This window comes from Pseudoalteromonas sp. meg-B1, from assembly GCF_003173795.1.
Lineage (GTDB): Bacteria > Pseudomonadota > Gammaproteobacteria > Enterobacterales > Alteromonadaceae > Pseudoalteromonas > Pseudoalteromonas undina.
Map to the genome: position 1 here is coordinate 476906 of NZ_QGQU01000002.1, position 12745 is coordinate 489650.

At 40.1% G+C, this 12745-nt stretch carries 8 protein-coding genes; all 8 read left to right on the plus strand.

All coding sequences use genetic code 11. The annotated features are described in order from the left end of the window. The 8 genes from tssH to DK924_RS10630 all read left to right on the plus strand — a co-directional run bounded on the left by tssH (position 1) and on the right by DK924_RS10630 (position 12745). Positions 1 to 2619, plus strand: a complete 2619-nt coding sequence (gene tssH, locus DK924_RS10590) for a type VI secretion system ATPase TssH (RefSeq protein WP_055011524.1) — start codon at positions 1 to 3, stop codon at positions 2617 to 2619. Between the two features lie 220 nt (positions 2620 to 2839). Further along, complete coding sequence (locus tag DK924_RS10595) at positions 2840 to 3319, plus strand: type VI secretion system tube protein Hcp (protein WP_010389365.1); 480 nt, start codon at positions 2840 to 2842, stop codon at positions 3317 to 3319. A gap of 74 nt (positions 3320 to 3393) precedes the next feature. Further along, positions 3394 to 5247 (plus strand): type VI secretion system tip protein TssI/VgrG, encoded by a 1854-nt coding sequence (gene tssI / locus DK924_RS10600; protein WP_109875112.1) that lies wholly within the window; start codon positions 3394 to 3396, stop codon positions 5245 to 5247. Further along, a complete protein-coding gene (locus DK924_RS10605) occupies positions 5247 to 5606 on the plus strand; it encodes a hypothetical protein (protein ID WP_054201386.1) in 360 nt (119 codons plus the stop codon). Before tssI ends, DK924_RS10605 begins: the two co-directional genes overlap by 1 nt. Positions 5607 to 5644: 38 nt before the next feature. Continuing rightward, positions 5645 to 5935: a PAAR domain-containing protein gene (locus tag DK924_RS10610; protein ID WP_010389361.1), complete on the plus strand. Its 291-nt coding sequence runs from the start codon at positions 5645 to 5647 to the stop codon at positions 5933 to 5935. Positions 5936 to 5937: 2 nt separating this feature from the next. After that, entirely contained in the window at positions 5938 to 6963 is a 1026-nt protein-coding gene (locus DK924_RS10615) for a hypothetical protein (RefSeq protein ID WP_109875113.1), read from the plus strand. Further along, positions 6960 to 7805 (plus strand): hypothetical protein, encoded by an 846-nt coding sequence (locus DK924_RS18755; RefSeq protein ID WP_181388771.1) that lies wholly within the window; start codon positions 6960 to 6962, stop codon positions 7803 to 7805. The genes DK924_RS10615 and DK924_RS18755 overlap by 4 nt, the downstream gene beginning before the upstream one ends. Then, complete coding sequence (locus tag DK924_RS10630; RefSeq protein ID WP_109875116.1) at positions 7805 to 12745, plus strand: polymorphic toxin type 15 domain-containing protein; 4941 nt, start codon at positions 7805 to 7807, stop codon at positions 12743 to 12745. Before DK924_RS18755 ends, DK924_RS10630 begins: the two co-directional genes overlap by 1 nt.

Genomic DNA, 12745 nt, shown 5'->3' on the forward strand with positions numbered 1-12745 from the left:
ATGTCAACGATGACATTAAACAAATTAGTTGAGAAACTAAGCCCAGATTGTAGAAAGAGCTTAGAAGCAGCGGTCGCAATTTGTAATAGCCGCAGCCATTTTACGGTTGAATTAGAGCATTGGCTGTTAGCTATGATTGAGCAGCAACTAGACGATGTTAGACTCATATTCGGTGCTTTCGATATTGATATTGATCAGGTAAAGCAAGATTTAAATCAATCATTAGAGTCATTTAAAACGGGCAGTGATTCGTCGCCTAGTCTGTCGGTACATGTTACTACTTTACTTAGACAATCATGGTTAAGCACCAGTATAGAATTTACTGATGAGCAAATTCGCAGTGCTTACGTTATTTATACGCTTACAAAAGACGATACCTTGTCTAGTTTAGTAACGCGTTGTAGCAAGCTTTTCAATAATATAGAACCTGGACAACTACTACATGCATGGCCTGAAATTGTTGCCCAATCGCAAGAACGTAATACCACCACTGCAAGTGCTACAACACCTGCAAATGGTTCATCTAAAACACCAAGCTTAGATCAATTTACCGTAGATTTAACCGCTCAAGCAAAAGCAGGAAAAATAGACCCAATTTTAGGTCGTGATTTCGAAATACGTCAGATGGTAGATATTTTAACTAGACGTCGTCAAAACAATCCAATATTAACGGGTGAAGCGGGTGTAGGTAAAACCGCTGTGGTTGAAGGACTTGCCCTAAGAATCGCTCAAAAAGATGTACCTGCAGTATTACAAAACGTTAAGTTGCACAGCCTAGATTTGGCTTTGCTGCAAGCGGGTGCGGGCATGAAAGGTGAATTTGAAAATCGTTTAAAGTCGCTAATTAATGAAGTGAAAAACGCTGTTGATCCTGTGATTCTTTTCATAGATGAAGCTCACACTATGATTGGTAGTGGCGGACAAGCAGGTCAAAATGATGCTGCTAACTTACTTAAGCCTGCTCTAGCAAGAGGGGAGTTACGCACTATTGCAGCAACAACTTGGGCTGAATATAAAAAGTTTTTTGAAAAGGATGCTGCACTAACACGTCGCTTCCAAGTGGTTAAAGTTGAAGAGCCAACACCAGAAAAAGCGGTTGCTATGCTACGTGGTTTAGTTCCTGTGATGGAAAAACATCATAAAGTGTTTATTTCAGAGCAAGCACTTGAAAGTGCAGTGCATCTATCGCACAGATACATTACTGCCAGACAACTACCCGATAAAGCCGTTGCATTGTTAGATACGGCATGTGCTCGTGTTGCTATGAGCCAAGCATCGACACCTAATGCGATTGAGCAGTTAATAAACAGGCTTAGTGAAATTGAAGCGCAAGTTTTAATGTTAAATCGTGAGCAAAAAACTGGTTTAGATCATAGTGAACAATTATCAGCACTTAAATCTGAACTAGTTGAGATTGAACAGCAACTTGAACCATTAAATGAGCAGTTCAATGTTGAGAAGGATATAGTTGCCGAGTTAAACCAAGCGCTAGAATCGATTAACACCAACGATGCAGACTCTTCTGCTGAAGTACTTGAGCAGTTAAAAGAAAGCAAGCTTAAGCTAGCCTCGTACGAACATAATATGGTGCATTGGCAAGTTGATGAAGAGTTGATTGCACAGGTTATTTCTGATTGGACTGGTATTCCTGTTGGTAAAATGCATGAAGATGAAATTCATGGCATTTTAAATTTAGCTGAGCAAATGAAACAGCGCGTAGTTGGCCAAGATCATGCACTTGAACTTATGGCTAAAGTGGTACAAACCTCCCGTGCGCAGCTAGCAGACGAAAGTCGCCCTAATGGTATATTTATGCTGGCAGGACCAAGCGGTGTTGGTAAAACAGAGACCGCACTTTCACTAGCACAAGAAGTGTATGGCAGTGAAGATAACGTAACAGTTATTAACATGTCTGAGTTTAAAGAAGAGCATAAAGTGTCATTACTACTTGGCTCACCTCCAGGTTATGTTGGTTATGGCGAAGGCGGTATTTTAACCGAAGCAGTAAGAAGAAAACCATACAGTGTAGTGCTACTTGATGAAATGGAAAAAGCCCATCCAGGCGTGCAAGATATTTTCTATCAAGTATTCGATAAAGGTACGATTAAGGACGGCGAAGGTCGCGATATCGACTTTAAAAATACCATCATTATTATGACCTCAAATGTGGGTACTGATACCACAATGAGTTTATTTGAAGATGAAGAAAGTAAGCCGAGTATTAAAGGTTTATTAAAAGCATTACAAGATGATTTATTAGGCGCATTTAAACCCGCATTTTTAGGGCGCATTAATGTTATTCCTTATATTCCGTTAAGTGATGAAATTCTGACCCAAATTGCAGCACTGCAAATTAGCAAAATTATTAAGCGTGTTAAAAAGCATTATGATGCGCAATTAACGTATAACGATGACGTGATTGAGCACATTATTGCTAATTGTCAAAATGCTGGTTCGGGTGCAAGAAATATTCACACCATATTACAGAATAAAGTACTACCACTATTGTCTGAAATTTTGCTTTCGAGCATGGTTGATGGTGAAAAAGTGACATCTATCTCATTGTTAATTAAGGATAATGAGTTTGATATTGAGCTAACTAAAGTTAATTTAAAATAACCTGTTTTTATGGTTGTTTCTTTAGTTTTAGAGCATTATAATTCGTGTGTCTTATATAGAAACATGGAATTTTTGAGACATTGTCTTCATCTAGGGAAAGGAATTCTGAAGACCTTTTCATTGCTGTTTTAGAGATAATGATTTCAAGGAATTTTGGGTAACCAAAGTAAACGAATCCACATAATGGATAATATTGTTTAATAAAAAGGAGCATTATCAAATGCAAGCAAATACATATTTAAAATACGGTTCAATCAAAGGCGAAACTACTGCCGAGTCTTTCAAAGATTTAATTACAGTTTTATCTTTAGATTGGAACGTTAGCCGTGAAATTAGCTCAGCGACTGGTACAGCGATGGATCGTGAATCTAGCTCTACTCGTCTAGGCGACGTGACTATTACTAAGCTTCAAGATAAAGCATCTCCGGATCTTTTCAAAGAAGCAACTATTGGTAAAGGTCTACCTGCTGTTTTTCATATCACTAAACAAGGTGATAAAGTTGAAGAAATCATGAAAATCGAACTTACAGATGCCATGATCTCTAGCTACTCAGTATCAGTTCAAAACGACCGTCCAATTGAAACAATCACTATCAGCTACACTGAAATGATGATGACTGTTACACCAACTGACGATCAAAACAACATCACTGCACCACTAGTATATGGTTACAGCGGTGTTAAAGGTCAACAAATGTAATATTTGTTACCCGATTGTAGCTCTGGGCTTATGCTCAGAGCTTTTTTTGATCTTCAGGATGGGAAAAGCAAGGAATGCAAAAAGCAACACAAGATAAAAACGTAATTCAAATTAGTACCCCTGTTGGTAAAGACGCCCTTTATTTAACACGCTTCGTTGCACAAGAAGCCATGTCAGATTTGTTTGTTATGTCGGCCAATATGTTCACCATAGGCCAACAAATTGCACATGAAGATCTGGTTGGCAAACCGGTATCGATAAAGGTAAAAAATGCCGAAGGTAGGGGAGAGCGTTATTATCACGGTATTGTGAGTCAGCTTGTTTCTAACGGCAGCCGCACTGCAGACGTTGACGAACAAAAAAATTACATTGATTATCAAGCTACCATTGTGCCTTTTGCCGCTTCTATGCGTAATCGCAAGAACAGCCGCATTTTCCAAAAGAAAACAATAAAAGATATATTTGCTGATTTGTTTGGCCAACACAATGTGGCTTTTTCAGATAAAACCAGTAAAACCTACCCCAAATACGAATACTGTGTGCAATATCAAGAGTCAGATTTTGACTTTATCCAACGCTTATTACAAAGCGAAGGTATTTTTTACTTCTTTGAGCATACAAAAAGCAACCATACATTAGTTTTGGCAGATGATATCACTGCCTATGAAACATGTGGTGAGGCTAAAGTTGTTCATTCAACTGGCCATTTAAGCGAATCTCATGTTTCGCGTTGGCAAGGCGGATTAAGCTTAGCGCCAGGAAGCTTTAAGCGCTTAGGCTACGATTTTAAACAGCCGTCGCGTTACCCTGATGCAGAGCAAGCAAATGCCGAGTTACCTACGCAATCGGTATCAGAAATTTTTGAATATACAGCAGAAGCAGAGTGTCATCCTCGCGCGGCTAATTTGGCATCTGTACAATTAGAGTCGCTACAAAGAGATATGAAGCTCTCAAGCGGGCGTAGTGACTGCCGCTCATTTTCTGTTGGTAAACTGTTTAGTTTCAAAAAACATGAAGACCCACGCCTTGAAGGTAAAACCTTTGCCATTACCTCGATGATGACATCGATTGTAGTACCAAACCAATCAGGCGCTTTACAATCATCAAGTGATGAAGTGTATTCTAACCACTTTGAATGTGTGCCAAAAGACATTCCATACAGAGCGCAAGTGAGCAAAAAGAAACCGGTTATCAATGGCGTACAAACAGCTATAGTAACGGGTGATAGCGCCGATGAAATTATGATTGACCAATATGGCCGCGTAAAGGTGCAATTTGATTGGGATCGTGAAGGTAAAAAAGATTCTAAAAGTTCATGTTGGATCCGAGTTGCACAAAACTGGGCCGGCAAAAAGTGGGGCGCATTTTTCTTCCCTCGCGTAGGACAAGAAGTTCTGGTTGATTTTATTAATGGCGACCCAGATCAACCTATTATAAGTGGTGCTGTTTATAACGCAGACTTAATGCCTCCGTACGCTTTACCGGGCGAAAAAACGCAAAGCGGTATTAAAACTCGCTCAACTAAAGAAGGTGGAGCAGATAATTTCAATGAGCTGCGCTTTGAGGATAAAAAAGGCAGCGAGCTTGTGTATATGCAAGCCGAAAAAGATAAACAGCTTTACGTTAAAAACGATCAAAACGAAAAAATAGATAACGATCGTAATGTTGAAATTCTTAATAACGACAATCTCAACGTTACAAAAAACCGTATTGCGGAAATGGGTGAAAACGACACCTTAAAAGTAGGTAAAACACTTAATATTGAAGCGGGTGACGAAATAGTGATAAAAACAGGCTCTGCGCAAATTAAAATGAGCAGTAGTGGCAATATCACTATTGAAGGTACAAACATTGATATTAAAGGCAGTAATGTAAAAGTAGATGGCAGTGCCATTACCTTATCTGCTGGTGTAATTAAGTTAAATTAATGATGGAAATAGTCAATAACTTTCAATCAGGATTCAGAAACGGCATTGCAAATAACGGGCACGTTGTTTACTGCCGCTATGGTTTACCGCATTTAGTGTGTTTACCAATAAATAGGCCAGATGATCCATTATTAAGCCCTGCTTTAAGTCATTTAAAAGCTATGAATGGCTATTATGCACAGCAGTTTTTTATTCATTTAAGTGATTCACTTAATAGTGAAAATGTAATTTCAAATTTATATCAATATGCAACTCAAAGCACAGTGGCACTTGCTGATCACAGTAAAGATGAGCTAATTGAAGAAATTTCGCTATTAGTGACGACTAACAAGCTACTAGTTATTCCACTGTATGAATAGCATTTCATAAACAAGCAAAGATACGACAAGGAGTCAAAATGGGTAAACCCGCTGCTACAATTGGTCATATGCATGTATGCCCTAAAGTGACCGCTAAAGTTCCACATGTGGGTGGACCTATAGTTGCCGGCTCTGGCAATGTGTTAATAGGTGGCATGCCCGCGGCGCGCAAAGGCGACATGATAGTGTGTATTGGCCCGCCAGATAGCGTAAAAACAGGCTCGGGGAGCGTTAAAATTAATGGCAAACCCGCCGCCAGAATGGGCGATGATAGTGGCCACGGCGGAAAAATCGTTGTTGGCAACCCAACTGTTTTAATTGGTGGCTAACTTTGCTAGCGACCTATTTAAGTGATCATCAAGCACAATTACTACAAATTAGTAACGCTCAATTGTGCCCGTTTACGTGTGTAGGTCATGTTCGTTATTTAAGAAAAACCCTATTAGAAAGCTGTTGGGTAAACGCAAAAAACAATAATCAGAAAAATAATTTTGAATTGCCCACCACTGAGCAACTAGTCGAAATAATAACTAACACTAAAAACGATGAATTAGTTGCCCAAGCATGTATTGAAGTCATGGCAAACTTGCCACAAAATAAAAATATTATATTTATAAATGAACTGCTTAATCAGCCAGCGCTGAGTGCTTTTTTTAAAATCATTATAAATAAAGTGGTTATTCAACAGCATAGCTTTAACTTAATTCGGCTATTAAATTTAAACACCTTGTTTTTTGCTTACAGTGCTGATGATGAAATTCCGCCGCAAACACTGGTCACTATAAATCAAATTACCAGCCTTGCGCAGCACCACGGGCCACAGATATTAACGGCTATTTTTGATGCATTAAGTGAGCAAGCCCATCTATCACCCTTAATGTCGTTATTTTTGTTGTCATTAAATTTTGAGCAAGTAAACAGCTTAAGCAATCATGCCAGTAATATCTTATCGGTTGATCAAACATTGCATATTTTATTACAAAGCGGTTTTGTAAAACTGATTGTTTTAGCTAATTCTTTGCTACCACAGGTAGAGCAACCCGCGTTAATTATTGCGCTAATAAGGCGCATGTTAGGTGATAAACTCGATCAGCTAGTTGAGTACGATATTCAACGACTTGCTTGGCAAGGCGATGAAAGCGCGTTAATAAATTTTCAGCAGCAGTTAAAACATAACTGGCCTAAATATGAAACCGCCATGTCGAGTTTACGATTGATTGCAGGACACCCTCTTGATGAAGTGCCTAATGCCATTTATTTATCAGCCATGGATAGCTATAGCCAAGGGGTGTTTAACTTATATCGCTATTATCAACACCTCGCTGCCAATAAAGCTCAGGACGAGGTGGCATCATGAGTGCATTTTCAATAGAGATGGTATGCTTTTCTGCCCCAAATATTAGCAGCGTAGATGCATTATTATTTGATGATAACAGTGCTGTTTTTAATGAACTGCAATGGCAGTCTTGGGATGCCTGTGTTTACGATTGCATAATTAAATCTAAAGAATTAATGGCAGAAGTCACAGACAGCACATTGCCGATGATCTGGTTACTACCAGCGTTATCATTTAAAGATGAGCTAAAACAGTTATTAACTCAGAGCTTACAACAGTTATACCCCGATCATAGCAATGAGCTTATTTTTCATGGTGCAACAGCCGCGCACTCTGCTATAGCTTTGGCCGGTGAAAAAAAATGGCAAAAATTCAATGTAATTGCTTTAGATGCAACCTTTAAAGCAAATAAACAGCAGCAGTTTGCTTATCAAGGTGTAGGTGGCGCGTTGGCCCTAGTTGAAATGGTGCCTTGTGGGTGGTCGCAGGTAAGCCATGAAATTGCAGCATCTATTGATTTTAGCAAACATAATCAGCTAGCAGGTATGCTTACGCGGTTAGCTGAAAAAACAGAGAATAAGATAGATCTAATTTTTGCACCAGGAAATGGGGTAGATGATGATAGTTGGCTAAACAATTTACAGCTACTTACTAGCTTAATTGATGAGCACACTTATTACGAACTACCCAATTATAAATTAGGGAAAATAGGCGCACTAGAAGGGTTGGTTAATTTGTACCAATTAACCACAAGCCCTGCAATTGTTGAGCATTTTAGTCATGCATTAATGCTTTCACAGGAGCAAGCTAAGCATCAAGGTGCAGCATCATACTTATGGATAAGTGAGGAAGTACACAGCTAATGCAAAGTAATACCGTTGTTTTACAGGGAATAAGTTACCCAATTTGCCTCGTTGCAGGTAAAGGTTCTGCGCCGTCGGGCTTTGTTGCTGTAGCAGCTAACACGCCGGAAAGTGCCAAAAATCAAATTGCGCAAGTAGGTAGTGCGCTTACAAGCGACGCAGCTAAACGTTTAGACGTTATTAACTTGCTTAACCTTGCAGGAATAAACTGTTCGCGCGGTGCGTCAGCCCGTGAAACCGCGAGTGTATTAACCCAAGCCTTGGTTGCAGATAAAATTAGTTGTTATCACCAAAAAGCTAAGTCGGCCATTCAGGTAAGTGATAACACCAATAGCGGCGCAGCAGGTAAAAAGCCAAGTAGTAAGAGCAGTTCAACAGCCTCAGGTAAAAGTGCCTCTCAAGCGCCGGCTAAAAATAGTGGCGGTGCAAGTAATAATACCCCAAGTGAAGAACCAATCACCAAACAAGAGTGCCGCTCTGATCCAGTTTCTATGCTCTCAGGTGAAGAAATCTTGCCGCTTATTGATTTCACCTTAGCAGGTAGCAAACAATTAATTTGGCGACGCCTATACCGTTCATCGCATGCGGATGTATGCAGTGTAATGGGTAATGGTTGGCGACATGACTTTATGGTGCAGTTAACTGAGCACTATTTACCGCCACCTAAAGTAGGTCCAAAGCAAAAAGGCACCTACTGGTTAGAATACCAAGATGAGCATGGCGCTAAACACCGTTTTGAAAAAGTAAAACCGGGGCAATCGAGCTATCAGCTAAGCAGTAATTTAGCGCTGCATTACCAAACAAATGGTAAGCAAGTATTGGTAACGCCAGATGATCAGCATCTTACGTTTAAAGCCGGCGAAAACTCATGGTTGCTCGAAAAAGTTATTAATGAAAAAGGCCAAAGTATTGGTTTTTATTACGATGCGAAAGAGCGCTTGCATCGCGTTGAGGTAAATAAAGCGCGTGGCTGTATTTTAAAATATAACCCGCAAGGGTTGCTGGCAAATATTTCGGCTTACCGTACAGATGATAACAACAAGCCAGTATTACTTACGCCGTTACTTGCGCAATATGATTATGATGAAAACAAAAACCTCGTTCGCGCGACCAATCAGCAAGGTGAAACAGAGCATTATGGCTATAACGCCGCTAACTTATTAACTAAGCGTACTCGTGCCAGTGGTTTTAGCCATCATTTTGAATGGGACAGTTACTCATCGAGTGCTAAATGTATAAAACAATGGGGCGATAACAACACCTATACATATCAGTTTGAATATAATTTAGACGCTGGTGAAACAACCTGTATAGACTCGCGTGGGCATAAAGAACACTTTGTACATAATGCGCAAGGTAAGTTAGTTAAGCACACCGACCCTAATGGTAATGTGTGGCAATACGGCTATAACGCACAAGGTCAAAAAATAACGGAAATAAAGCCAGATAGTAGTGAAATAAAATACAGTTATACCCCTTATGGCCAGTTAGAATCAATAACGCAGCCAGATGGCAGTGTCACAAAATTTGCTTACAACCAATTGGGTCAGCGTGTATTAACCACCTTGCCTGATGGCCAAACCATTACCCGAAAATACAGCGTAGCGGGTTTACTGCAAAGTGAAACCTTTGGCGACGGTCGCACCGTACTTTACAGCTATGACAAATTTGGCCAGCTAACCCAACACATAAATAAAGATGGTCAAGTCACTAAATTTGTATGGAACGAGCAAGGCGAGCTTTTAGCCAAACACCATAACGATGAGCTTATTCGTTATAGCTACGACAGTTTAGGCCGTGTAAATGCCACCATTAATAACGCAGGTTTGCTGACTCAATATAAATACAATGAGCATGGCCAGCTTGCGCAAACCATTGCCTTTGACGAAAAAGACCCTGAGCACAAACAGCAGCAACATTTTAGTTACGACGATGCAGGGCGGTTAATTAGCTCAAAAAACAGTAAGGGTGATACCACCGAGCAACACTTTGAAGGGCTAAGCCAACCACATTGTGTTATTCAGCCCGATGGCAGCGCACTGCATTTAACGTACGATAAAGAGCGCAACCTAACCGCTATTGAGCGAAGCGACGGCCACGTATACCGCATAAGCTATGACGCAAACGAAAACCCAACGCAAGTTACAGGGTTTGACGGTACGCTGCAGCAGTATAAATACGATGCCTGTAATCGCTTAACCTCGGTCACACAAAGTAATAAACGCCATGTAAAAATTGAGCGCGATAAATTAGGCCGCGTGATTGCGCAGCATGCCAGTTTGGCAACCGATACGCACATCGTTAATAACGCCAATTACTACAGCTATAACCTGCAAGGTAAAATTACCCGTGCGCATAATGCACAATCAACTTTAAAGCAGCAGTTTGATAAAGGCGGGCGGTTACTGCGTGCTGAGCAAGTGCATAATCAGCAACAAGCGCATACCTTAAAATACAGTTACGACGACTTTGGCAGAAGGCAATCACTGACCTTACCAGATTCAAGTAAGCTTAAATATAGCTACAATAAATTTGGCCAGCTAAGTGCTATTCACTTACAGCAAGCCAATAGCACGGCTGTTGAACTTGCAGCGCTTAGCTATGACAGTCTAGGTAATATTCAAACGCAAAAGTTTGGTAATGATATAACCCTTACTCAACAGTTTGATGTATTTAACCGCTTAACACAGCAGCAGTTAACTCATCCTGCGCAAGCACTATTTGATACCTGTACGTACAATTACGACAGCGTAAACCAGTTGATTGCGCGTAAAGAGAAAGGCGTTAGTAGCCATAACATTAATTTTGAATACAACAGCCTAGGCCAGTTAATTCAACAAAATCTAGTAAGTTCTGAGAACACAAAAACTACCCAATACCAGTGGGATAGCTTTGGTAACCCAGTTAGCCAGTCAACGGTTCAAAATAACGATTTAACAGAGCAACAAACGACTCAGCTAAATGATGATAGCGATGCTAGTGACGTCAGCAACAAGGTTGAAAGTAATCAGTCAGAAAGCACACGTAATATAATTCATAGTGAGTACAGTGATTCAAGTACAGCAACGGTTGCTAGTGAGCTAAGCGAAGACGATGGGGTTATTACAGGCATCACTGATGCAGACCGTTTAACCCACTTTGGCGACAGCGACTTTCATTATGATGAATTTGGTAATCAAATACGCGAAACCGGTAAAGGCATAAAAACCCGCCGTGAATACAACGCATTTAATCAGCTAAGTTGCTTTAACAACAACGGCACACTTACTCAATACGACTACGACCCACTGGGGCGTCGTATTGCCAAGCACACCGAGCAGGGCAAAATTGACTACATTTGGGATAACGACCAGCTCATTGGTGAATACCAACACGGTGAATATACCTGGTATATCAACCTGCCAAATCAATTTCACCCAGTCGCGCTGATTAAACAAGGTGAGGTGTACTACTACCACCTAGACCAACTGAATACTCCACGTTTTGTAACCAACAACAAAGCAGAAGTCGTGTGGGAAAACCAAGCCGATGTGTATGGTTTTGAGGAGCCTAAAGCCGAGTCTGACTTTAATAAAGAAAACAGCTTCACTCAGCCAATCCGTTTTCAAGGGCAGTATTTAGATGAAGAGAGCGGCTTTCATTACAACCGTTATCGCTACTACAGCCCCAAACAACAACGTTTTATAAACCAAGATCCAATTGGTTTGGTGGGTGGCATAAACCACTATCAATATGCACCGAATCCGGTGAATTGGGTAGATCCGTTTGGATTGAGTTGTAAGGAAAATGCCTGGAATACGTTCTTAAAAAATACCAAAGGGCATTTTAATAGCACCACTGAAGCTGCAGATAGCTACAAAAAGGTAAAAGAAGTTTTACTTACACCTAAAGCTGAGCGACCAGAACCGTCGACATATTTACCACAATCATATATAGATGCACATATAGCGCAGTTTAATCAACAAGGTGCAGGTTTTATTTCTATTCAAAGTTGGATGCTAAACCCTGAGTACCCCACTTTACCGCCAAGAAAGTTTGTAGGGCTTAAAAGTGAAATGGACGCTATTATCGCTAAATACACTCAATCAGGAAATGATTGGAGAATACTTAGAGATGAACTTAGTTTAGGCGAAAACACAGACTTAAGTAATGATGAAATTACTTATATTACAGTCGAACCTGGCGATGAGCGATTTGAGTATGATATTCCAAATGGTCGCGAAGGTGGTGCATACGATGGGGAATGGGTCCCAGGAGGCAAAACCAAAGGTGGTATCACAGAGGCCGCGTTAATTAATTCTGAAACTGTCGTTCATAATAACAGTCTTGAAGAGCTATCTAGTAATTTCGAAAGTACAGCAAAACTGCAATCCGATGAGGATGATAAAAAAATGGAATTGCACAAGGTTGCATGCTTTAAGAAAAATACAAAAGGTACAGAAGCAGAATATGATCGTCAATTGAAAGGGCAGCAAGACGGCATTAATGATATGACAGTGAAAAAATATCTAGATAATCGAGAGGCCTATACAGAAATCGGTCGAAAAGGAACTGGATCAGCACAGAAAAAATCCAGAGAACGATTTAAATCGAATTTAATAAAAAAATATAAAAAAGAGCTCAGAAAAACCGAAAAATTGAGAGGGGAAAAACTGACAATTAAAGCTGAATTATTGGCCAAAAAAGATATGAAAACACTCAATGCGCTCCATAATCCTGATATGGTTGCTGGTGGTAACGATGATAATGGCGATTTACTTGACTTAGGTGATGCGAGTGTTAATCAATCAATTGGTTCTCAATGGAAAAATAAAGGGGTTAACGATTTTGGAGATAAAGAGTCGTTAAGTCGAGTCGAAGCTATGGATGCTCAGGCTAAGAGTACGTTAGAAAAGTTGGGACCAGATGCAATGATGAATGTAAATTTACATAGGTGCTAG

Bases quoted from the DNA above. Each gene is read 5' to 3' on its own strand.
- tssH (WP_055011524.1), top strand. From the start codon at position 1: ATGTCAACGATGACATTAAACAAATTAGTTGAGAAACTAAGCCCAGAT.
- DK924_RS10595 (WP_010389365.1), top strand. From the start codon at position 2,840: ATGCAAGCAAATACATATTTAAAATACGGTTCAATCAAAGGCGAAACT.
- tssI (WP_109875112.1), top strand. From the start codon at position 3,394: ATGCAAAAAGCAACACAAGATAAAAACGTAATTCAAATTAGTACCCCT.
- DK924_RS10605 (WP_054201386.1), top strand. From the start codon at position 5,247: ATGATGGAAATAGTCAATAACTTTCAATCAGGATTCAGAAACGGCATT.
- DK924_RS10610 (WP_010389361.1), top strand. From the start codon at position 5,645: ATGGGTAAACCCGCTGCTACAATTGGTCATATGCATGTATGCCCTAAA.
- DK924_RS18755 (WP_181388771.1), top strand. From the start codon at position 6,960: ATGAGTGCATTTTCAATAGAGATGGTATGCTTTTCTGCCCCAAATATT.
- DK924_RS10630 (WP_109875116.1), top strand. From the start codon at position 7,805: ATGCAAAGTAATACCGTTGTTTTACAGGGAATAAGTTACCCAATTTGC.